Origin of the sequence: Bacillus sp. FSL P4-0290, from assembly GCF_037975435.1 — a bacterium.
GTDB classification, from domain to species: domain Bacteria; phylum Bacillota; class Bacilli; order Bacillales; family Bacillaceae; genus Bacillus; species Bacillus subtilis.
The window spans coordinates 2,871,674-2,893,663 of the sequence record NZ_CP150253.1; the positions used below are offsets into that span (position 1 = coordinate 2,871,674).

Consider the following 21,990-nt stretch of genomic DNA (forward strand, 5'->3'; position numbering starts at 1 on the left):
TTTTTTATCAGCCTCTTAAAACAGCTTGATATGTGTCTTCTAACGCTTTCAGCACTTTGCTGTGCGCCTTTGTCACTTCTTCTTCAGTCAGTGTTTGTTCAGGATTGACATACTGGAGTGAGAAAGCGACTGACTTCTTGCCTTCCTCCATATGCTCTCCTTCGTATACGTCAAATACGGTTACCTCTTTCAGAAGCTTGCCCCCGGCCTCTTTAATGACGCTCTCGAGCTGTCCGCTTGTGACGGTTTTATCTGTTACAAGAGCAATATCACGTGTCACAGACGGATATTTCGGAATCGCCGTGTAAACAAGAGGTGCTGTTTCTGCTGCGAGCAACGCATGAAGATCGAGCTCAAATACGTATGTTTCCTTTATATCCAGTTCTTTTTCCAATGAAGGATGGACTTGGCCGATGAAGCCGATCAGAGAACCATTCAATAAAATGTTCGCTGTTCTGCCCGGATGCAGCTGTTGGCGTTCAGACTGTACAAATTCAATGCATTCTAGGACGTTGAGTTTGTCTAACAGCCCTTCCACAATTCCTTTGACAACAAAGAAATCAACTGGTTTCTTTTCTCCCTGCCATAGCTGTTTGCGCCATAATCCGGTAACAGCTCCTGCTACGCGTTCTGTTTCAACAGGTTTTGTGTCCTCTTCCTTCGTCAGGAAAACGGAGCCAACTTCGTACAGTGCAACTGAGTCAGTCTGCCTCGCAAGGTTGTAAGAAACAGAATCAAGCAGATTCGGAACAAGACTGTGTCTGAGAATGCTTCTTTCTTCACTCATTGGAAGCGCAAGCACAGTATTCAGTGATTTTTCAATTGCAAACGCTGCCGCTTTCTTCTCGTTTGTCAGTGAGTAAGTGATGGCTTGTGATAAGCCTGCGCCTTCAAGGAAGCGTCTGACTTTACGGCGTTTTGCCTGATATGCCGTTAATCCGCCTGTAGTCCCCGCTGTCTCAGGAAGCGTAGACGGAATGTTATCGTAGCCGTACAGTCTTGCCGCTTCTTCGATTAAATCCTCTTCTATTGTAATGTCGCCGCGGCGTGATGGGACAGTCACAACGAGAAGTTCACCCGCTTCACCGACCGTAAAACCGAGACGTTTATAAATGCTGATCAGTTCTTCTTTACTGATCGTCAGGCCTAGAACGCTGCTCACTTTGTCAGCAGATACGTGAATGTTATTTGCTTCGATTGTCAGGTGATCTTCCTCAACTGTTCCAGCAAGCACCTCACCGCCGGCATACAGATGGATCAGCTGCGCAGCCCGTTCTGCTGCAAGACGTACGCGCGCCGGATCAATTCCTTTTTCAAATCTTACGCTTGATTCACTTCTCAAACCAAGGTCTTTGGAAGCCTTGCGAACCGTCTGCCCATTGAAATACGCAGCCTCAAGCAAAATCGTTTTCGTATCTTCCTGAACCTCTGACTCTGCTCCTCCCATGACACCCGCAACGGCCTGCGCTTTCGTTCCGTTTGTAATGACAAGGTGATCGGCGGACAGCTTACGTTCTTGATCATCAAGAGTTACGATCATTTCATTCTCAGCTGCTTTTCTTACTACGACTTCCTTAGAGCCAAATCTGTCATAATCAAACGCATGAAGCGGCTGTCCGTATTCCAACAGGACAAAATTTGTGATGTCAACGACGTTGTTGTGCGGACGAATGCCTGCATTCATCAGCTTTGTCTGCATCCAAAGCGGTGACGGAGCAATCGTGACATTTTTAATGATTTTTGCAGTGTACAGCGGGTTCGCTTCTTGATCTTCAATTTTGACTGAAATGTAATCAGACGCTTGTTCTGAAGCAGCCGGGTAATCCGTTTGCGGAAGCTTTACCTCAGTGTCTAAAATCGCGGCAACCTCGTAAGCAACACCAAGCATGTTCATGGCATCCGCGCGGTTTGGCGTTAAACCCAGCTCAAGAATCGCATCGCCAAGCTGTAAAGCCGCTAAGGCATCGCTTCCTGTTTCAGCGTCATTAGGGAATACGAAAATGCCTTCTGCATACTCCTTCGCCACAAGTTTGCTTTCGATACCAAGCTCCTGTAAGGAACAGATCATGCCATTTGATTCTTCACCGCGAAGCTTGGCTTTTTTGATTTTGAAATTGCCCGGCAGCACCGCTCCGACTGTTGCAACTGCGACTTTTTGTCCCTTATCCACATTCGGCGCGCCGCAAATGATTTGTACAGGGGCTTCAGCTCCGATATCCACAAGGCACTTATTCAGCTTATCAGCATTCGGGTGCTGCTCGCGCTCCAGCACATGGCCGATGACAACGCCTTTGATGCCTTCTCCTTTGTATTCAATTCCTTCAACCTCAATACCGGCTCTTGTAATTTTTTCAGCAAGAACAGCCGGGTCCATGCCTTTTAAATCAACATAATCCTCTAACCATTTATAAGAAACAAACATCCTTGCATCCTCCTCTTACGCCTGTTTAAACTGCGAAATAAATCTGACATCGTTTGTATAGAAGTGGCGGATATCATCAATGCCGTATTTCAGCATCGCGATGCGCTCAACACCCATTCCGAATGCGAAGCCCTGATATTCCTTCGGATCAAAGCCAGCCATTTTAAGCACGTTCGGGTGAACCATTCCGGCACCGAGGATTTCAATCCAGCCTGTTCCTTTACATACTGAGCAGCCGTTTCCACCGCATTTAAAGCATGTCACATCCACTTCTACTGAAGGCTCAGTAAACGGGAAGAAGCTTGGGCGGAGTCTGATTTCACGGTCTTGCCCGAACATTTTTTTCGCAACGAGTTCAAGCGTTCCTTTTAAATCACTCATGCTGATGTTTTTGTCAACGACAAGCCCTTCAATTTGCATAAATTGGTGAGAGTGCGTCGCATCATCGTTATCACGGCGATATACTTTACCCGGGCAAATGATTTTAACGGGACCTTTGCCTTTATGCTTTTCCATCGTCCGTGTTTGGACAGGAGAAGTTTGCGTTCTCATCAAAGTTTCCTCTGTGATGTAAAAGCTGTCCTGCATATCGCGCGCAGGGTGTTCTTTCGGAAGATTGAGCGATTCGAAGTTGTAGTAATCCGTTTCAACCTCTGGCCCTTCCTCGACTGTGTAGCCCATACCGATAAATAAATCTTCAATTTCTTCAATGACAACAGTGAGCGGATGGCGGCCGCCGACTGCAACAGGGTTCCCCGGCAGCGTGACGTCAATTGTCTGTCCTGCAAGCTTCTGTTTCATTTCCTCTTCTTCAAGCTTCTCGTTTTTGTCAGCAATCGCATTGGCAATACGCTCCCTTACTTCGTTCGCGAGCGCCCCCATTTTTGGACGTTCCTCAGCAGAAAGCTTGCCCATTCCGCGCAGCACTTCTGTAATCGGCCCTTTTTTTCCGAGATATTGCACCCGAATATCATTGACAACCTTCAATGAGCTTGCCGCTTCTACTTGTTCTAAAGCTTCTTGTTCCAGCTGTTTTAGCTTTTCTTCCATTTTGCATCCTCCTTTTATGTAAACAAACCGTCATATGTCTTTGGAAAATAAAAAAACCCGTCCCTTGTACAAGGGACGAGTTGTGGCCGCGGTACCACCCTTATTTCAGACAGACTGATGCTGTCGTCAGCTTCATTGACATAACGGAATCAGATTCCGGTTCACCTTTACGCGCAGTGTACGCGGTCCCGGCGACAACTCAAGAGGTGAAGCCAATTTCCGGCTGCGTTAAAAATGCTCTCAGTCAGCGGCATTTTCTCCCTGGAAAGCAGTTGATCAGAAATTGAGGTCCTCTGTCACGGTTTTTGAAATATTATGTTCTATTATAGAGAAATCCAACGCTTGGCGCAACACTATCCTCGCAAGTGATACACGAGGATGGCAGCCGCAACCGCAACGTTTAGTGATTCAGCCTGTCCGTAAAGCGGCACGTACAGGTTCAAATCCGTTTTTTCCAGCAATGCAGCATCCACCCCTGCACCTTCATTTCCTACAATGAGCGCAAAGGATTCAGACTGAGGAATCTCCTGGTAAGGCGCTCCGTTTTGCAGCGCCGTGCCGTATACTTTTACGCCCTCTGCCTTCAATTCGTCCACATATGAAGGCAGGTTTCTTCTCACAACAGGAATATGGAAGTGAGATCCTTGAGCAGATCGCAGTGTTTTTCCGTTAAAGGCGTCCGCCGTGCCGTCACCGAGTACAACCGCATCCAAACCGGCCGCATCAGCCGTTCGAATCATTGTGCCAAGGTTTCCCGGATCTTGAACAGCGTCAATCAGCAGCACCTTGCGTGCCGTTGCCAGCTTTTCTTCAGGCATATGGCACACAGCGGCAATCTGCTGCGGCGTTTCGGTTTCAGTCACAGCTGAAAACGCATCTTCACTCAGCATATAGCACTGGATACCAGTCTCAAGATCTGAAGGAATCCTCGTTTCATCCTTTACAAGGATTTCTTTCACAATGCCCGGGCTTTTCAACGCCTCTTCAACGAGGTGTTCTCCCTCTATCAGAAATGTATTTGTTTTTGTTCGTTCTTTTTTTGTGTGAAGCTTTTTCCAATCCTTCACTTTTTGGTTTTTTGCCGATTCTATTTGTTTCACTGTCTATGTGGCGCTCCTTTTTTTAACATGATGTTATTATATCGCAAGAACAGCACATAATAAACCAGGTGCAGGGTTAGAATATACGTATTACATTTTAGAAAAAGGAGCGTTTTACATGGATCTTAATTTACGTCATGCCGTCATCTCCAATGTCACCGGCAATAATCAGGAGCAGCTTGAGCATACAATCGTAGATGCGATTCAAAGCGGTGAAGAAAAAATGCTTCCAGGGCTCGGCGTTTTATTCGAAGTCATTTGGCAGCACGCATCCGAAAGTGAGAAAAACGAAATGCTGAAAACGCTTGAAGGCGGATTAAAACCCGCCGAATAAGACATGAAACCGGGTGACAGCGCCCGGTTTTTTTCTTATATAATAAAAACATGATGAGGGGGAACGCCATGTTTTTACAGCCGTTATTAGCGAAAAAAATTATTGCTGAAGTTAAAAAAATGTACGAACGTGAAGTCATAATTGTAAACACGAACGGTCTTATTATGGCAGGCACAAACGATGAGCGTGTCGGACAATTTCATGAGGGAGCGCTTATCTGCGCAAAAGAAAGACGCAGCGTGATTATTACAAAAGAAGATGAAACAAGGTTAAAAGGAGTGAAAGCAGGCATAAACCTCCCTGTATTTTTTGACCATGATGTGATTGCCGTCTTCGGGCTGACAGGTGAGCCTGCAGAGATTCAGCCATTCGGAGAACTGCTTCGAAAAATGACAGAACTGTTCATTAAGGAATCGCGGCACTTAGAGCAATCCCAGTGGCGTGAGAGAATGCTGGAGTCCTTTATGATCGATTGGCTGCAACTAAAGGAGTGGTCTCCCAGTTTTCTTGAGAAAGCTCAGCTTCTTGGTGTTGACCTTTCCTCCCGGCGCCAAATGATTCTTATTCAGGGGTATGAGTGGTCACCTCATGATATTGAACAAATGGCACGCAGCTGGAAATCCTCGTACCCTGCGGATTTGTTCATCAGGTGGGGAAATGAACGGATTTTGATTAATCATGAAGTGCCGCAGCATGAACAAAGGGATCGGCTTTTACGGAAAATCCTTCACATTTGTTCGTTTGCCAATACCGCAAGCAGCCAATATACAGCAGCTGGCGCCGGAAGGGCTGTCGCAAGCTCCAGCCTGACAGATTCATACGAGCAAGCGGAAAAAGCGCTGGCTGTCAGCCTTAAGCGAAAAACGCCCATATTTGAAGAGGATCTGAAGCTTGATATGTGTCTGACGGAGATCAGCCCGGGAACCCGAAACGAATTTCCGCAAAGAGTATTAGGAAAGGCGCTAGAGCATCAGGAACTTATGAATACGATACGGACTTTCTTTCATCACGATTTGTCTTTGAAACAAACCGCTGAAGACATGCATATACACATCAATACATTGCGTTATCGTCTGGCTAAGGCTGAACAGCTGACGGGATTACGTTTTGACCGTACCGAGGACGTCGTCACGATGTACGTCGCACTCTATTTTTTAGATCAAGATACAAAATAGAGAGAGTTTCAGTTTCATTTTTTGTATGTTTCTCCATGGAAGGCTTTGCTTTTTTTCTTTTACAATAGATTGAAAGCGTTTTTTGACAGGGGGATGGGTGAAATGATCACCAAGGATGTAAAGGAGCAGCTGATTCAGGTCTCCGGACCAGAAAACTTTGATGACTCGAATGCCGGCCGTCTCGTCTATTCATATGATGCGACGCCTCAGTATCAGTCTATGCCTGATGCCGTGATTGCTCCGAGGAATACTGATGAAATATCACGCATTTTAACAATTTGCAGCGAACATCGAGTGCCGATCGTTCCAAGAGGATCAGGGACAAACCTGTGCGGCGGCACGTGCCCGACTGAAGGCGGACTTGTGCTTCTCTTTAAGCACATGAACCAGATTCTTGAAATTGATGAAGAAAATTTAACTGCCACAGTTCAGCCGGGCGTCATTACGTTGGATATGATCCGGGCAGTTGAAAGCAAAGGTTTATTTTATCCGCCTGACCCGAGTTCTATGAAAATATCAACTATCGGGGGCAACATCAATGAAAATTCCGGCGGGCTACGCGGATTAAAATACGGTGTCACCCGCGACTATGTTATTGGACTGGAGGTTGTTCTCGCAAATGGTGACATCATCCGCACCGGCGGAAAACTCGCAAAGGATGTGGCCGGATACGATCTCACACGTCTTTTTGTCGGCTCAGAAGGAACACTCGGCATTGTGACAGAGGCAATCGTCAAACTCGTTCCAAAGCCGGAAACAAAGAAGACGCTGCTTGCCCTTTATGAAAACATCGATGCCGCTGCTCAAACGGTATCGGACATTATTGCCGCAAAAATTATACCCGCTACGCTTGAATTTCTCGATCAGCCTACACTATTGGTGATTGAGGATTATGCCAAAATCGGACTTCCGACAAGCGCAAAAGCAGTTCTGTTAATTGAACAAGACGGGCCATTTGAAACTGTTGAACGGGATATGGAAAAGATTGAGGCGATCTGCAAAAAAGGCGACGCCGTATCCGTTCAGACCGCACAAACAGAGGAGGAAGCGTTTGCCCTGACTGAAGCCCGGCGTTCTGCACTTTCTGCCCTAGCCCGCCTCAAACCGACGACGATTTTAGAGGATGCGACCGTTCCTCGCTCAGAAATCGCCAATATGGTTAAAGCGATTAATGATATTGCTGCTAAATATGATATTTCCATCTGCACCTTTGGTCATGCGGGAGACGGGAACCTTCACCCGACATGCACGACAGACATAAGAAATAAGGATGAAATGGAACGTGTCGAACAGGCTTTTGCCGAGATTTTTGAGAAAGCGATTGAACTTGGTGGGACGATAACCGGAGAGCACGGAGTCGGGGAAATGAAAGCGCCTTACTTGGAAATGAAGCTGAAAAAAGAAGGCATTGATGCGATGAAAGCGTTGAAAGCGGCATTTGACCCCCGGAACATATTAAATCCCGGCAAAATGTTTGCGAAAGATGCCAGAAAACGTGTGGTGGCGGAAAGATGACAACAGAAAAAGAAATGAAACAGATCCAAAATGAATTTAAAGAGCGTATGGATGAAGGAGAGTTATTAAATTGTATGCGCTGCGGCTTCTGTCTTCCTTCCTGTCCGACCTATATCGAATCGGGATTTCAGGAAACACACTCTCCGCGTGGGCGCATCGCCTTAATGAAAGCCGTAGCCGACGGTATGATTGAACCGGATGAAGATGTCGAACGGTCGCTGTCACTTTGCCTCGGCTGCCGCGCCTGTGAACCTGTATGCCCGTCAGGCGTGAAATACGGACAGCTGCTTGAGGAAGCCAGAGATATTATCCACCAAAATAAAAAACACTCGCTTGGTGAACGTGTCATGCGAAAGACGGCTTTTCACGAGCTGTTTCCGCATCAAAACCGCATGCGCTCAGCTGTAAGCCTTATCGGTTTGTATCAGCGGTCAGGACTGCAAACCGCTGTGCGTAAAACCGGTATGCTTCGGGTCCTGCCTGAGCATTTGCGAACGATGGAAGCTGTTCTTCCTGATGTTCCTAAAAGCAAAGACATGAAACATCGGCCGCGTTTCCTGCCGTCCATTGGCCCCATGAAAAAACGGGTCGCCTTTTTTTCGGGCTGCTTAATGGATACGATGTTTTTACCGACCAACAACGCCACATTGAAGCTTTTACAGCTGGCAGGCTGCGACATTGTCATTCCGCCTGAACAGGCTTGCTGCGGGGCGCTTCATGGACACAGCGGTGAAAAAAACACAGGGAAAGAGCTCGCGAAACAAAATATCGCTGCTTTTGAAGCGTTAGACGTTGATGCTGTCATTACAAACGCAGGAGGATGCGGAGCCTTTCTCACTGAATATGATCATTTGCTGAAGGATGACCCTGAGTGGTCGGAACGGGCTGCTGCGTTTGTTCAGAAGCTGAAAGATTTTTCGTCCGTTTTGGTTGAGCTCGATTTCCATCAAATGGATCTAGCACTCGAGACGCCGCAGATCATTACCTATCAAGATTCATGTCATCTAAGAAATGTGATGCATACGTCACTCGAGCCCCGCCAGCTTCTTAAAAGCATAAAAGGTGCTGAATTCAAAGAAATGGAGAAAGCAGACAGCTGCTGCGGGTCAGCGGGAATTTACAACATCGTCGAAGCTGAAATGTCTATGAAAATACTGGACAGCAAAATGGCTGCCGTCAAAGCAACCGAAGCGATCCTCATTGTAACAGCAAATCCCGGCTGCCTGCTGCAAATGAAGCTCGGCATTGAACGCGAAGGACTAAGCGGTAAAGTCAGAGCCGTTCACCTGGCTGATTTGCTATTGGAAGCAGCCGGGCACAAAACATCATGAGAAAGCCCAAAACAGATATTGTTTTGGGCTTTTGTGCGTTATTCCATCGGACTGCAAATTTCGATATAATGTCCATCCGGATCAGCGATATAGGCGACCGTCTGCCCCCATGGTTTCACTTTCGGCTCCCCGATAATCGATACGCCTTGTTCTCTCATCCTTTTGATGACCGCTTCTACATTTTCAGTAACAAACCCGATTTCAAATGTGTTTGAAGCAGATGTATCCGGAATGTCCAGCGCCGTGATGTCTCTGGCGCTTTCCCGCGTATTAAACGCCAATATCGTAGACCCTGTATCAAATTCGACATACGTGCCGTGTTCAGCACGAATCGGCAGTCCTAAAATATCCCGGTAAAAATGAATAGCCCGCTTGCTGTCCGATACATATAGAATAAGATATTTCATTGATAGATTCATTGCCAACCCCCCTCAGCATTTTCAATAGTCCTTCTAGCCCGGTATAGATGCTTCCATCCTTAAGCTCGGATCTTTCCACATCTGCGCCCATTTTTTCACAGCCGCCACGATAATGATGAAGCCTAACACCAGCATGATGATAGATAATACGCCATTCAATACACTATATCCTGCTGCTTCAGGATTGAGATACACATTGCGCACCATCCAATAGCCCGCATAATTGACAGTGACATATAAATAGGCAAGCGGGATAAGACAGGTCAGAATGTACCGGCGTTTATCGGCTATTTTCAGCACGATCGTCGCTCCGATAATCAGCCCCACTGAAGCCATCAGCTGATTAGAAACGCCGAACAGCGCCCAAATTGAACCGATATCTCCTGAATACAGCAAGTACCCCCACATCAAACAGGCAAGCGCGCTGGCAAATACAGAGCCCGGAATCCAGTCTGTTTTCTTCAGCGGCTTATACACCTCCCCGAAGAAGTCCTGGATCAAATAACGGGCGACGCGTGTGCCGGCGTCAATCGCTGTTAAAATAAAGACCGCTTCAAACATAATGACAAATTGGAAAAAGTATGAGGCCAAATGGCTGAAAAACGGCATTCCGGTAAAAATATAAGTCATCCCCACCGCAAGCGTGACGGCTCCCCCTGTTCTTCCTTCTAAGTCCAAACCGATTTCCCTGCTCAATTCAGGCAAATGTACGACATTCATGCCAAGCGTACGGAAAACCTCAGGCGTGCTGTTAATCGCAAAGTAATCAGCAGGCTGTAAAGCGGTCGCTGCAATCAGCGCCATGATGCCGACAAGACACTCAACAAGCATTGCGCCAAACGCAACCGGCTTCATATCACTCCATTTATTCAGCATTTTCGGTGTCGTTCCTGAGCCGACAAAGGCATGGAACCCAGAGATCGCCCCGCAGGCGATGGTTATTGAGATGAACGGCCAGACAGGCCCTGCCAGCACCGGCCCGCCGCCTTTTACGAATTCTGTAAACGCAGGGAACGGAATGGACGGATTGACGACAAACACACCAACAATCAAAGCGATAAAAACACCGATTTTCATAAAGCTGCTTAAATAATCACGCGGAGCAAGAAGCAGCCAAACGGGAAGCGCAGCAGCAAAAAACGCGTAAACAGGAAGCGCGATTGCAAGCGTTTTCGTATCTAGCGTTAAAAAGTCACCGAGCGCGGTAGTCTGTACCCATGGACCAATAAAGACTCCTGCCATTAAAAAGAGAAAGCCGACCGTTGAAGCGAGCTTTAAATTTCCCGTTTTCTTATAAAATAAGCCCACACCCATCGCAATCGGAATCGTAATCCCTACCGCAAATGTTCCCCATGGATTACGTTCAAGCGCATGCAAGACAACCATCGACAGGCCCGCCATTGTGATCGTGATGATAAACAGCATGGACAGTCCTGTACAAAATCCTGCAACAGGGCCAAGCTCATCCTTCGCCACTTCCGACAGCGATTTTCCGTTTTTGCGCATCGATGCAAACAACACCACAATATCATGGACGGCTCCCCCAATTACCGCCCCGATTAACAGCCACAATAATCCCGGCAAATAGCCAAACTGCGCCGCCAGAATTGGTCCGACCAGCGGCCCGGCCGCTGCGATCGCGGCAAAGTGGTGGCCGAACGAAACCCATTTATTTGTAGGCACATAGTCTTTCCCATCCTCAAGCGCATGAGCAGGTGTTGGCTTGTCATCATTCACTTTGAGAACCTTCACCATCATAAATGTTCCGTATAAACGATAGGCAATAGCCAAAATACACATTGATGCTATCACAATTGTAACCGCATTCATTTTCTCCCATCCCCTTTGCTGTTTTTCATAAATATATCATAATTTCATGGGGAAAAGCGGTCATTTTTTCCTATACAAAAAGCCGGCTGGAATGGGCCGGCTCGTGGCAGTTGAAAGACAAGCCAGAGATTTCTCTCCGGCTTTGCTATTCTTATGACTGTTTTTTCAGGCGGATCACATTCCAGGAAAGCGGCGTGAAATGAGCAGTTAAGCCGTTTTCGCTGACAGACGATGATCCGTTGGAATGCGGAACGACATTTTTTCTGTTATGCTGGTTTGTTGCTTTGATATCCTGATGCTCAAGTACGATGTGCTCTGCGATTTGGTAGGATTCAAAGCCTCTGAGCGAAATCTCCGTCTCCATCTGATCCTCAGCCTTGTTTACCGCAAAAATAGTGAGTGTTTCTTCCTCTTCAGAGTACACAACAGCAGCATCAACATATGGCACATCAGTGAAATCAGAACAATCGTACTTAGGAGAAGAAATAAGCGGTTTCAGTGACTCGCCCCTTCCGTAAACAGAAGCATGCATGTATGGATAGAAAATCGGCTGTCTCCATGCTTCTCCGCCTTTTTCCGTCATGATCGGCGCGATGACATTGACAAGCTGTGCAAGACACGCAATTTTCACACGGTCTGCGTGCTGCAGCATCGTAATGAGCAGAGAGCCGACTAATAAGGCATCTTCAAAATTGTAAATATCCTCTAAAATCGGACGCGCAGTGATCCACGGCTCGACTTTTTTATCAGCCTCATTTGAGTGGTACCATACGTTCCATTCATCCAGAGAGAGATTGATAGTTTTCTTGCTGCGTGTTTTTGCTTTTACATAGTCACAGGTCGCAGCGACTGATTTGATAAAATGATCCAAATCCATAGAACGTGCCAAGTAGTTTGGCAGATTGTTATCCCGGTTTCCGTAGTAAGTGTGAAGAGAGATATAGTCGACATGCTCATACGTATGCTCAAGCACCTTCGCTTCCCAATCGATAAAGGTCGGCATACCGCTGTTTGAGCTGCCGCAGGCAACGAGTTCAATTGATGGGTCAACCCACTTCATGACCTTTGCTGTCTCTGCGGCAAGCCGTCCGTATTCATCAGCTGTTTTGTGGCCGATCTGCCACGGTCCATCCATTTCGTTTCCTAAGCACCATGTTTTGATGCCATACGGCTGTTCATAGCCATGCGATCTTCTTAAATCACTCCAGTAAGAGCCTTTCGGATGGTTGCAATATTCAACGAGATTACGGGCGGCATCTATGCCTCTTGTGCCAAGGTTGACGGCCATATTGACCTCAGTGTTCACCTTTTTTGCCCAAGATAAAAATTCATTTGTTCCCACTTCATTGGTTTCTGTCGTTTGCCATGCCAAGTCAAGCCGTCTCGGGCGGTTTTCGACTGGTCCGACACCGTCCTCCCAGTTGTATCCGGATAAAAAGTTTCCGCCCGGATAGCGGATGATGGGAACCTGTAATTCTTTGATCAGCGACTGGACATCTTTTCTAAATCCATCTTCATCCGCTTCAGGGTGATCAGGCTCGTATATGCCTTCATATACCGCACGACCCATATGTTCGATAAACGAGCCATAAATCCGTTTATCTACTTCACCGATTTTATATTCTTTGTCTACAATCATTCGCGCTTTTTTCATCACACGTTTCCTCCTTCATTAACCTTTGACTCCCCCTACCGTCAGGCCGGAGATAAAGTACTTTTGGAAAAACAAGAAAATGATAATCACCGGCAAAATCGCAAATACTGAGCCGGATATAAGCATGTCATAGTTGTTGCCATAAGGGCTCAGCAAGCTGGACAGCCCTATTGGAAGCGTAAACATTTCTTTCGACCGAAGCACAATCAGCGGCCATAAGAAGTTGTTCCAGCTGTTTAAGGACTGAAGGATAATCATCGCGCCGAAAGCCGGTTTCATCAGCGGTGCCATAATCCTGAAAAAGATGCCGAATTCCGTACAGCCGTCCATCCTTGCAGAGTCCAGCAGATCTCTTGGAAGGCCAAGAGCATATTGCCTGAAAAAGAAAACGGCAACAGGTGAAACGATAAACGGCAATATGACACCTGTATATGAATCGATCAAGTGCAGTCCGACAGTAAGCTTAAACAAAGGAAGCATCATCACTTCCAGCGGAACCATCATGATAATCAGCACAAGAACAAAGATGATATTTCTGCCCTTAAAATCATAAACCGCAAGCCCGTACCCGATCATCGAAGAAAAAAACAGAGTGAGCACGGTCGTAAAAAGTCCGAGTACAAGACTGTTAAAAAACCATTTGAAATAAATGCTGCCGCCATTAAACAGAAATGTGTAGTTATCAAAACTCATCACTTTTGGATCAATTTCAAGATTCAGCCCCACACGCAAAAGCTCAGATGACGGCTTTAATGATCCTAAAAGCAAACAGAAAATCGGAAAAAGATACAATAGGCTCAGCATAATAAAAAACAGGGTTAGCGCAATTCTATAAACGCTAAACTGAGGACTGTGCCGCAACATTTATCCCTCCCCCTTAAACGAGCCTGACAGCTTTAATGAAATCAGGCTGACAACAAGTATCACAATCAAAAGCACGATGCCGATGGCTGCTCCGTACCCCATTTCGTTGTAGGCAAGTCCCTGCTGATACAAATATCCGACAAGCGTCAGACCAATATTACCCGGGGAATTATTCTGCCAAAGGACGTAGCTTTCCTCAAACATCCTGAAGCCGCCGATAATGCTGATGGTCAGCACATATACGGTTACAGGCTTGAGAAACGGCAGCGTGATGTGCAGAAATTTTTTCATTGTATTCGCGCCGTCTATATCAGCGGCTTCGTACAGCTCTTTCGGCACATTTTGCAAACCGGCTAAAAAGTAAAGGATGTTGATTCCCATCCATCTCCATGAAGCAAGCAGCACCATCAAAAACATGCCGGTATGTTCATTGTTCATCCAGTTCTGAGGTGAAAAGCCGAGTTTGAGTAGGATGGAATTGGCCAGAGACGTTTCCATTTCTCCGAAGATCAGCCGAAAAATGATCCCCGCGACAATGGTGGAGGTCAATGCCGGGATGAATAGTGCTGATTTAAATATATTTCTAAATTTGACCAGCTTTGAATTCAGGAATATGGCCAGAAGCAATGGGACAGGAATCAGCACGATCAGCGTCCAAAAGGTGTATTCCAGCGTATTCCAAAGGGCGGTATAGAACGTCGGGTTGTTTAGCGCTGTATAATTAGACAATCCGACAAAGGACACCTCTCCCGGCAAAATTCTTTGGAAGCTCATGATGAAGACACTAATGATGGGGTATAGAAAAAATACGAGAAAGGATAAAACGAATGGCGCTGTAAACAGATAGGGCGCCGCTTTTTTTGAATAAAATAGATCTCGCCAGCCTGATTGTTTCGCAGCTGAAGGAACGGGATGAACCGTTCCTGTTTTCACAGGTTTCATGAGAACCTCCCCGCTTTCACTTTTTGAATGGGATTCTATTTCTGTTTCAGTTCACCTGCCGCTCTGTCCAAGGCTTGTTTAGGCGTTTTTTGCTGAGATTTAAGTGCGTCGAACAACACGCTTCTGTTGACAAGGTCTGAAGCCTTGGCAAAATCCTCATGTAAATAAATCGGATTGATTTCATCCTTGATATCGAGCAGCACGGAAAAAATGCCTGTTCCGTTTTGGAAGTAATCCGTGTATTTGTTTTTCTCTTTCAATTCCTTGGAGCTCCAGACATCCCAGCGAAGCGGGTCAAAGCCGAGTACGCTCCAGAGTTTTTTATTTCCTTCTTCAGAGCCCTTCGCAAAGGCCAAAAACTCTTTTGCTAACTCAACATGCTTGGATTGCTTCGGTACAACGGTTGCCGTACCGCCCAAGCCTGCCGAGCGGTCGCCCCCCTCTTTCCATGCCGGGAGCGGCCTGATGGCAATCTTCCCTTTCAGATCAGGCATATAATCGATAAATCTTCCCATATACCAAATCGGCATGAGGACTGAAGCAGCTCCTCCTTGGTTCATAAAGCCGTAGTATTCTTCACTGTGATGCCCGCCGCCCGGCGCAGGAATCATCGTTTTATCATTGATCATGTCTTTTAAATATTGAAGTGTTTTTACGTTGGTGTCATTATTGAGGATCAGCTTGCCGTTTTTATCAAAATAGCCTGAGTTTTGCTGTGAAATCATAGATAAGAACGTTGCGGAATCATTTGTTTCCACCGTTCCCATCGGCTTCCCGGTCACTTTGCGCACTTTCTGTCCGGCTTTATGGTAATCATCCCATGTTTTAATATCGTCAGGATTGACGCCGGCTTTTTTCATCACATCCATGTTATAAAACATGACTGTTGTTCCTACATGCGTATCGAGTCCGTAAAGCTTGCCGTTTTTGCTGTACAGGGTCAGCCGCGCCTCAACGAATTTATCGCGGTCCTTTTCAATCAGCGGAGTCAAGTCGGCAAGCGGTATGTCAGAGCCCTTCAAAAAGTTTGAAAAACGGGCCAATTCGACATCTGCAATATCAGGAACGCCTTCTCCCGCTATTAGGGAGATAGATAAGTTATCGTGCATTTGTCCATATGGATAAACGACCGTATTCAGCTTAATTTTGCGGTCAGGATATTTTTTGTTCCATTCCTTCACCATTTCCACATAGAACTGCTCATGAAGCCCGTTAAATGTCCAAAAGGTCAGCTCGGTTTCACCCGACTTCCCGGATGATCTTTCTGCTGAACACCCGGCAATGACTAATGTCAGCAGCATCATGAGCACAAGAAAACAGACAGTCATTTTTTTCATCTGCGTTACCCCTTCCATTCGAGGTGCGGGCTATTCATATAGACCATGGTTGATCAGCGTTTTGTTTTCATTAATGATTCTTAATCCGGTGCAGCGGTCTCTTAAGGTGTGCGCGTGTCTGAAGGCATTCTTGACGGAATCCTGCCCGACACCGATTTCGTCAAAATACGCAGCGCCTCCGGCTGATCTCAGCCAATCAGCCAGCACTTCTCCTTCCGGGAGAGTTTGATAAGCCGATTGGATGGCTTGCCGCCGGCTCGGTGAAAATTCGTTCAATCCCTCATCCTTAGCGAGCTTTCTGTATGTGTCAGTTAATAAAACAGCTGCACAGCCCACCTTTGCCCCATGAAGAATCTGCGGCCGTTTTTTCTCCATTAATTCCATCTCAATCCAATGTGAAATATGATGCTCTCCGCCTGATGCCGGGCGGGAATGATCTAATGCCAGCATGACAAGCCCCGATACAAGTAAAGACTCCATCAAAACCCGTATGCCTGTTTCCGTTTTCATCGCAATGTCTTCTGTGTGTTCAATGCAGGCAGCAAGCGCCTCCTGAACAATCTTAGCTCCTGCTGGCGAATAAGGCTCGCCGGCAAGATGCCGGGATATTTCCCAATCTGCTAAAGACGTTATTTTACCGAGCATGTCACCAAATCCAGCCGCCACCATTGACTGCGGTGCCGCTTTTAATAGATCCAGATCAGCGAACAGCGCAGATGGGGCCTTCGTTTGAATGGTTGTTTTCGTGCCGTATAAAATAATCGGCGCACCGGCTGATGTAAAACCGTCTACAGATGGAGCAGTCGGATAAGAAATAAACGGCAAATCTCTTTGAAACGCCGCAAAGCGGACGATATCATGAATCGTGCCCGAACCGACTGCGATCATGACATCCGTTGGTTGTTTCGTATGGATCAGCACATGAATGAGCGATCGTTCATCAGCTGTCACATCTCCGGCTTCATTTTCTGGAATGATCAGGCACTCGGCCTGAAATCCTTCTTGATTCAGTCGGTTTTCTAAATCAATTCCTGCAATGCGGTGTGTATTCGCGTCGCAGACAAGGACAATATGTTGATTGTTTTTTCGTTTTACATAATCCAAAAGCGAATCAGCTGCTTGCTTACCGAGAACAATTTCTTCAACTTTTATAGGCAACGTCTTTTCTCCGGCGTTTTCAAAAGCACGCTGAACGTCAGCTGCGATACGATTCATATCAGAATCCCCTCCTCAGCCAATTTGGTTACATCCTTAATAGAATCCAGCACATAATCCGGCGTGTACAAACGCTGTTCACCCTGTTTCGCAGAACCAGTTAGCACTAAGGCGCTTTTCATGCCATAAAGCTTCCCCATCGCAATGTCAGATTCAATGCTGTCTCCTATAATCATGCATTCATGTGCGGACAGCCCCATTGCTGTACAGGCAGCCTCCGCCATCAGCCATGACGGTTTTCCGACAACAAGTTCAGTCTTCGCTTGTGCAGAAGTCTCAATTGCCCCGATCATTCCGGCCACATCAATGGCATTTCCGTCTTCGTTCGGAAAAGAGCGGTCTTTGTTTGTAGCGATAATACGAGCGCCGCCGGCAGCCGCTTGAAAGGCTTGATTTAAATCGTCGTACGTGAGCGTTTCATGAAGGGAGATCACGAGCCAATCCGCTTCCTTCGGTTCGTTCGCGTTCTGCACACCGGCCAGCCTCAGCTCGTCAACCAAGCCTTGCTCCCCAAGCACCCATACCTTTGAAAAACGATAATGTTTTTTCAGAAAAGCCGCTGTCACGCTTGATGACAGAACAATGTCGTTTACGTCCGCTTCAATCCCCGCGCCGAGAAGTTTTTTTCTGCACATGGCACGGGAGATATTCCCCCGGTTGCTTAAAAAGACGATTTTCTTTCCCATTCTCCTAAGCGTTTTGATCGCTTCTCTTGCTCCTTCGATCAACTCATTTCCTCTGAATACAGTACCGTCCAAGTCAATCAGAATGCCGGCCGGTGACACAGGCGTATCATGACTGGCCATAATACGCATTTGCTCCGTGTTTTCGATAAAAATGCTTTTCATGCAGAACTGTATTGATTGGGGTTACATCCTTGTTCAGCATAATGGAGTGATAGGCCATTTCGGCAACCGTTTCTAATACAACTGCGTTATGAATGGCATTTAAGGCGTCAGTGCCCCAGCAGAACGGTCCGTGATTATTCACGAGCACACCCGGCACCTGTTCGTAATTATGATGCTGAAAGGTTTCCGCTATGACTTTTCCTGTATTCAGTTCGTAGTCATGAATGATTTCTTCATCATACATTTCTCGAGTACATGGAATCGCACTGTCAAAATAATCAGCATGGGTCGTGCCTAACGGAGGGATGTCTCTGCCCGATTGTGCCCAGCTTGTCGCCCATTGAGAATGGGTATGGACAATTCCCCCGATATTCGGAAAGGCTTTATATAAATAAACATGGGTAGGTGTATCTGAAGAAGGTTTAAGCGAGCCTTCGACGACCTCTCCATCAAGGTTCAAAACAACCAAGTCATCTGCTGTAAGGTCGCTGTATTCGACTCCGCTAGGTTTGATGACAATTCTTTCTTTTTCACGGTCAATACCGCTGACATTTCCCCACGTAAAGGTTACCAGCTGATGCTCTTGAAGCTTCAGGTTGGCAGCCAGCACTTCCTTTTTTAATGTTTCAAGCATGCTCCATCACCCTTTATCAATTCTTTTTGGCGGCAGATGAAAATTGAAGATTTTTGATCGTTTTCAGCCGCTTCATGACATGGTTTTCTTTTCCGAAATAATGAACCAGCTCTTTATATTCAGCGTACAATTTTTCATAAACCGCGGCGTTTTCGGCATTTGGCGTATAAGTTATATCTTTCAGTTTTCCCATGTTCGCCGCTGCCTTTTTGATATCATCGTAGCCGCCTTTTTCTTTGCCTGCTGCAAGCGCGCCGAAAATGGCAGATCCTAAGGCTGGGGCTTGCGGTGAACCAGAGATTTTAATGTCCATGTTTGTCACATCCGCATAAATCTGCATGACAAACGGGTTTTTCTCAGCTATTCCGCCGGCTGCGAACAGTTCCTCAATCGGAACACCGCTTTCTTTGAATGTTTCGATAATCATCCGGGTTCCGTAAGCTGTCGCTTCAACTAACGCTCTATAAATCTCTTCAGGCTTCGTCAGCAGTGTCATGCCAAGCAGCATCCCTGTTAAATCTGCATCAACAAGAGTTGAACGGTTTCCATTCCACCAATCTAAAGCAAGCAAGCCGCTTTCACCAGGCGCTTGATGGTTTGCTTTCTCACTCAGCAGCTCATGAACGCCAATGTTTTTTTCCTTTGCTTCCTCTTGATAAGCTGGCGGGACACATGTTTTCACAAACCAGTCAAAATGATCGCCGACACAGGACTGCCCGGCTTCATATCCCGCATAGCCCGGGAGAATTCCGTTGTCCACAACGCCGCACATTCCTGGAACGATATGCACCTCTTCACCAAGTAGAACATGGCACGTCGAGGTTCCCATAATCATCAGCATTTTCCCTGGCTCTGTAATGCCGACCGCCGGTACCGAAACATGAGCGTCCACATTGGCAACCGCAACAGCCGTTCCCGGGAGAAGCCCTGTCAGCTTTGCCATTTTTTCAGTCAGACTGCCGGCTTTTTCTCCTACTGAATGAATAGAACCTGACAATTTGTCCTTTGTAATCGTTTTCATTGAAGGATTTAATTTCTCAAAGAAATCATCTGACGGATACCCCGCTTTTTCACTCCACATCGCTTTATACCCTGCGGTACAATTGCTTCGCTTGAGCGAGCCGCACAGCTGGTACACGATCCAGTCTGCAGCCTCGATGATCCGGTCAGCCGCTTCATAAATGTGAGGCGCTTCCTCGGCAATTTGCATGACCTTTGGAATCATCCATTCTGATGAAATTTTTCCTCCGTACCGCTGTAAAAAAGCCTCTCCTTCTTCTTCCGCGATTTGATTGAGCCGATCAGCATGTTTTTGGGCCGCATGATGCTTCCAGAGCTTCACATAGCTGTGCGGCTCCTCTTCATATTCAGGCAGCATGCATAACGGCTGCCCGCTGCTGTCAATAGGAAGGATCGTACATGCCGTGAAATCAATTCCAATCCCGATAATGTCTTTCGTGTCAACGCCCGTCTGTTCGAGTAAAGACGGAATGGTTGTTTCCAAGACTTCGAGGTAATCAGCAGGGTGCTGCAGCGCCCAGTCACGCGGCAGCTTTTGACCCGTTTTTGGAAGGACGGTATCAATGACAGCATGCCTGTATTCTTTTACAGCAGCCGCAAGTTCCTCCCCTGTTTGGACATGAACGAGCACTGCTCTTCCTGATAAAGTTCCAAAATCAACCCCTATTGTGTAAGCCATGTGACATCCCCCTCTACTTTTGAAGCCGGTAAAGCGCCTCGTTCCATTTTAACTCGTGTTTCAGTTTATGAATTGTCGTATCACGGGAAATGAGAACACTTTCGATTCCCGCCATTTCCGCCCAATCAAGCATTTGCTCCGCTGTCAGTTCATAAGACAGGCAGGTATGGTGTGCACCGCCGGCTAAAATCCATGCCTCCGCTGCTGTTTTCAATGACGGCTCCGGCTTCCAGAGAACACGGGCAACCGGTAAATTCGGCATGTCTTTTTCAATTTCCTGGCCGTTGACTTCATTCAGCACAAGGCGGAAACGCCCGCCAATATCAACAATGCTAGCTTGAATTGCAGAACCGCTGATGCCGTTAAATACAAAACGCGCAGGGTCCTCTTTGCCGCCAATCGAAAGCGAATGAACCTCGATTTTCGGCTGATCCAAAGCGACAGTCGGACACACTTCAAGCATGTGAGAGCCCAGAATCATTTCATTTCCCGGTTCAAAATGGTACGTGTAATCTTCCATGAAGGAAGTTCTTTTTCCTTTAGCCATGATTTTCATCATCCGTACAAGGGCCGCTGTCTTCCAATCTCCTTCACCGGCAAACCCATAGCCTTTCTCCATCAGGCGCTGAACGGCAAGTCCCGGCAGCTGTTTCATTCCGTGCAGCACTTCAAACGATGTCGTAAACGCTGTGTATCCGCCTTGCTCAAGAAAAGCGGTTAAGCCAAGTTCAATTTTCGCCTGTTCTTTAATGGACGCTACCTTTGCTTCGTCACGTTTTGTTTCCTCACTGATCACATATAGTCTGTCATACTCGGCATAAAGCGTGTCAACCTCGTCGTCCGTAATGCGATCCATCACTTCAACGAGATCCCCGATGCCATATCCGTCAACCTGCCAGCCAAATTGAATATGCGCTCCCACCTTGTCTCCGTCCGTTACCGCGACATGACGCATGTTATCTCCAAATCTGGCAACCTTAATATGTCTGCTTTCATTTAATGCAGCCGCCGTATCCATCCACTGGGACATTTCTTTTTTCACTTCTTCATCATCCCAATAGCCGGCAATGACTTTTCGGCTAAGCCCCATTCTCGAGTTGATGTAACCGTACTCTCGATCGCCATGCGCGGATTGGTTGCTGTTCATAAAATCCATGTCAATCGTACCCCACGGGATATCGCGATTATATTGGGTATGCAAATGCATAAGCGGTTTTTGATAAGAGGAAAGGCCTTCTATCCACATTTTTGCAGGGGAAAATGTGTGCATCCATGTAATGATGCCAGCACATGTCTCACTGTACTCCGCTTCTCTTAACAGCTCTCTGATGGTTTCCGGTGAAGTGACGACGGGCTTATGAGTGATTTTATATCTGGAAGAAACCCCGCTGAGCCCCTCACAAATGCTTTTAGCATGCTGATCTACCAGTTCCAGCGTCTCTTCCCCGTATAGGTGCTGGCTTCCTGTCACAAACCAGAATTCATAATCCTTTGTCTGAAGCATGTAAACTGCCCCTTTCTCATAAAATAAAACGCTTTCAAATATAAAAGATACGTACTAATGATAGAAAATAAACCTATAAATAAATATTTGTACGAACAATTTTATTATAGTAATTGA

At 46.6% G+C, this 21,990-nt stretch carries 20 protein-coding genes; 5 read left to right on the forward strand and 15 right to left on the reverse strand.

All coding sequences use genetic code 11. The features are described 5' to 3' along the window. Window positions 1-7: 7 nt before the first annotated feature. Window positions 8-2,422 (reverse strand): phenylalanine--tRNA ligase subunit beta, encoded by a 2,415-nt coding sequence (pheT, locus tag MKY10_RS15130; RefSeq protein WP_048654945.1) that lies wholly within the window; start codon window positions 2,420-2,422, stop codon window positions 8-10. A gap of 15 nt (window positions 2,423-2,437) precedes the next feature. Then, complete coding sequence (pheS, locus tag MKY10_RS15135; RefSeq protein WP_003229529.1) at window positions 2,438-3,472, reverse strand: phenylalanine--tRNA ligase subunit alpha; 1,035 nt, start codon at window positions 3,470-3,472, stop codon at window positions 2,438-2,440. An 80-nt stretch (window positions 3,473-3,552) separates the two neighbouring features. Here pheS and MKY10_RS15140 point away from each other — a divergent pair, with 80 nt between their 5' ends. Beyond that, window positions 3,553-3,759 carry a hypothetical protein gene (locus MKY10_RS15140; protein WP_004398812.1) on the forward strand — a complete coding sequence of 69 codons (207 nt, stop codon included), beginning with the start codon at window positions 3,553-3,555 and terminating at the stop codon, window positions 3,757-3,759. 66 nt (window positions 3,760-3,825) lie between these two features. On the opposite strand, the gene MKY10_RS15145 is transcribed toward MKY10_RS15140, so the two are convergent. Beyond that, window positions 3,826-4,572: an RNA methyltransferase gene (locus MKY10_RS15145; protein WP_003246182.1), complete on the reverse strand. Its 747-nt coding sequence runs from the start codon at window positions 4,570-4,572 to the stop codon at window positions 3,826-3,828. A 118-nt stretch (window positions 4,573-4,690) separates the two neighbouring features. Between MKY10_RS15145 and sspI the strand changes: the two genes are divergently transcribed. The 4 genes from sspI (at window position 4,691) to MKY10_RS15165 (ending at window position 8,927) form a co-directional block, all read left to right on the forward strand. Further along, window positions 4,691-4,906, forward strand: coding sequence for a small acid-soluble spore protein SspI (gene sspI, locus MKY10_RS15150; RefSeq protein WP_021480275.1), 216 nt, complete (start codon window positions 4,691-4,693; stop codon window positions 4,904-4,906). 68 nt (window positions 4,907-4,974) lie between these two features. Continuing rightward, window positions 4,975-6,081 carry a CdaR family transcriptional regulator gene (locus MKY10_RS15155; RefSeq protein ID WP_048654946.1) on the forward strand — a complete coding sequence of 369 codons (1,107 nt, stop codon included), beginning with the start codon at window positions 4,975-4,977 and terminating at the stop codon, window positions 6,079-6,081. Window positions 6,082-6,183: 102 nt separating this feature from the next. Continuing rightward, window positions 6,184-7,596 carry a glycolate oxidase subunit GlcD gene (gene glcD / locus MKY10_RS15160; RefSeq protein WP_004398865.1) on the forward strand — a complete coding sequence of 471 codons (1,413 nt, stop codon included), beginning with the start codon at window positions 6,184-6,186 and terminating at the stop codon, window positions 7,594-7,596. Further along, the gene (locus MKY10_RS15165; protein ID WP_048654947.1) at window positions 7,593-8,927 is read left to right on the forward strand and encodes a (Fe-S)-binding protein; all 1,335 of its coding nucleotides are present in this window, start codon (window positions 7,593-7,595) and stop codon (window positions 8,925-8,927) included. Before glcD ends, MKY10_RS15165 begins: the two co-directional genes overlap by 4 nt. A gap of 38 nt (window positions 8,928-8,965) precedes the next feature. Here MKY10_RS15165 and MKY10_RS15170 read toward each other — a convergent pair whose 3' ends face one another. From MKY10_RS15170 to araA, 12 genes are all read right to left on the reverse strand, one after another. Beyond that, a complete protein-coding gene (locus tag MKY10_RS15170; RefSeq protein WP_224912984.1) occupies window positions 8,966-9,334 on the reverse strand; it encodes a VOC family protein in 369 nt (122 codons plus the stop codon). Continuing rightward, window positions 9,249-9,437, reverse strand: coding sequence for a hypothetical protein (locus MKY10_RS15175; protein ID WP_080348093.1), 189 nt, complete (start codon window positions 9,435-9,437; stop codon window positions 9,249-9,251). Before MKY10_RS15175 ends, MKY10_RS15170 begins: the two co-directional genes overlap by 86 nt. Then, window positions 9,380-11,176 carry a carbon starvation protein CstA gene (gene cstA / locus MKY10_RS15180; protein ID WP_014477607.1) on the reverse strand — a complete coding sequence of 599 codons (1,797 nt, stop codon included), beginning with the start codon at window positions 11,174-11,176 and terminating at the stop codon, window positions 9,380-9,382. Before cstA ends, MKY10_RS15175 begins: the two co-directional genes overlap by 58 nt. 151 nt (window positions 11,177-11,327) lie before the next feature. Then, a complete protein-coding gene (gene abfA, locus MKY10_RS15185; protein ID WP_004398747.1) occupies window positions 11,328-12,830 on the reverse strand; it encodes an alpha-L-arabinofuranosidase AbfA in 1,503 nt (500 codons plus the stop codon). 18 nt (window positions 12,831-12,848) lie between these two features. Continuing rightward, complete coding sequence (gene araQ / locus MKY10_RS15190) at window positions 12,849-13,694, reverse strand: arabinose ABC transporter permease AraQ (protein ID WP_029318216.1); 846 nt, start codon at window positions 13,692-13,694, stop codon at window positions 12,849-12,851. Further along, entirely contained in the window at window positions 13,695-14,636 is a 942-nt protein-coding gene (locus MKY10_RS15195; RefSeq protein ID WP_003229507.1) for a sugar ABC transporter permease, read from the reverse strand. Between the two features lie 35 nt (window positions 14,637-14,671). After that, window positions 14,672-15,973 carry an ABC transporter substrate-binding protein gene (locus MKY10_RS15200; protein WP_015714490.1) on the reverse strand — a complete coding sequence of 434 codons (1,302 nt, stop codon included), beginning with the start codon at window positions 15,971-15,973 and terminating at the stop codon, window positions 14,672-14,674. Window positions 15,974-16,003: 30 nt separating this feature from the next. Continuing rightward, entirely contained in the window at window positions 16,004-17,188 is a 1,185-nt protein-coding gene (egsA, locus tag MKY10_RS15205) for a sn-glycerol-1-phosphate dehydrogenase (protein WP_048654948.1), read from the reverse strand. Further along, complete coding sequence (gene araL, locus MKY10_RS15210; protein WP_080348096.1) at window positions 17,185-18,003, reverse strand: sugar-phosphatase AraL; 819 nt, start codon at window positions 18,001-18,003, stop codon at window positions 17,185-17,187. Before araL ends, egsA begins: the two co-directional genes overlap by 4 nt. Next, a complete protein-coding gene (gene araD, locus MKY10_RS15215) occupies window positions 17,981-18,670 on the reverse strand; it encodes an L-ribulose-5-phosphate 4-epimerase (RefSeq protein ID WP_003229501.1) in 690 nt (229 codons plus the stop codon). The genes araL and araD overlap by 23 nt, the downstream gene beginning before the upstream one ends. Before the next feature lie 16 nt (window positions 18,671-18,686). Further along, window positions 18,687-20,369 carry a ribulokinase gene (araB, locus tag MKY10_RS15220; RefSeq protein ID WP_048654950.1) on the reverse strand — a complete coding sequence of 561 codons (1,683 nt, stop codon included), beginning with the start codon at window positions 20,367-20,369 and terminating at the stop codon, window positions 18,687-18,689. A 13-nt stretch (window positions 20,370-20,382) separates the two neighbouring features. Further along, window positions 20,383-21,873, reverse strand: coding sequence for an L-arabinose isomerase (gene araA / locus MKY10_RS15225; protein ID WP_048654951.1), 1,491 nt, complete (start codon window positions 21,871-21,873; stop codon window positions 20,383-20,385). Between the last annotated feature and the right edge of the window lie 117 nt (window positions 21,874-21,990).

Excerpts from the sequence above, each read along its gene's own strand:
- pheT (WP_048654945.1), bottom strand. The coding sequence starts at position 2,422 with ATGTTTGTTTCTTATAAATGGTTAGAGGATTATGTTGATTTAAAAGGC.
- araB (WP_048654950.1), bottom strand. The coding sequence starts at position 20,369 with ATGGCTTACACAATAGGGGTTGATTTTGGAACTTTATCAGGAAGAGCA.
- pheS (WP_003229529.1), bottom strand. The coding sequence starts at position 3,472 with ATGGAAGAAAAGCTAAAACAGCTGGAACAAGAAGCTTTAGAACAAGTA.
- araD (WP_003229501.1), bottom strand. The coding sequence starts at position 18,670 with ATGCTTGAAACATTAAAAAAGGAAGTGCTGGCTGCCAACCTGAAGCTT.
- abfA (WP_004398747.1), bottom strand. The coding sequence starts at position 12,830 with ATGAAAAAAGCGCGAATGATTGTAGACAAAGAATATAAAATCGGTGAA.
- glcD (WP_004398865.1), top strand. The coding sequence starts at position 6,184 with ATGATCACCAAGGATGTAAAGGAGCAGCTGATTCAGGTCTCCGGACCA.
- MKY10_RS15170 (WP_224912984.1), bottom strand. The coding sequence starts at position 9,334 with ATGAAATATCTTATTCTATATGTATCGGACAGCAAGCGGGCTATTCAT.
- cstA (WP_014477607.1), bottom strand. The coding sequence starts at position 11,176 with ATGAATGCGGTTACAATTGTGATAGCATCAATGTGTATTTTGGCTATT.
- sspI (WP_021480275.1), top strand. The coding sequence starts at position 4,691 with ATGGATCTTAATTTACGTCATGCCGTCATCTCCAATGTCACCGGCAAT.
- egsA (WP_048654948.1), bottom strand. The coding sequence starts at position 17,188 with ATGAATCGTATCGCAGCTGACGTTCAGCGTGCTTTTGAAAACGCCGGA.
- MKY10_RS15175 (WP_080348093.1), bottom strand. The coding sequence starts at position 9,437 with ATGGGCGCAGATGTGGAAAGATCCGAGCTTAAGGATGGAAGCATCTAT.
- MKY10_RS15200 (WP_015714490.1), bottom strand. The coding sequence starts at position 15,973 with ATGAAAAAAATGACTGTCTGTTTTCTTGTGCTCATGATGCTGCTGACA.
- araL (WP_080348096.1), bottom strand. The coding sequence starts at position 18,003 with ATGCGTATTATGGCCAGTCATGATACGCCTGTGTCACCGGCCGGCATT.
- MKY10_RS15165 (WP_048654947.1), top strand. The coding sequence starts at position 7,593 with ATGACAACAGAAAAAGAAATGAAACAGATCCAAAATGAATTTAAAGAG.
- araA (WP_048654951.1), bottom strand. The coding sequence starts at position 21,873 with ATGCTTCAGACAAAGGATTATGAATTCTGGTTTGTGACAGGAAGCCAG.
- araQ (WP_029318216.1), bottom strand. The coding sequence starts at position 13,694 with ATGTTGCGGCACAGTCCTCAGTTTAGCGTTTATAGAATTGCGCTAACC.
- MKY10_RS15155 (WP_048654946.1), top strand. The coding sequence starts at position 4,975 with ATGTTTTTACAGCCGTTATTAGCGAAAAAAATTATTGCTGAAGTTAAA.
- MKY10_RS15195 (WP_003229507.1), bottom strand. The coding sequence starts at position 14,636 with ATGAAACCTGTGAAAACAGGAACGGTTCATCCCGTTCCTTCAGCTGCG.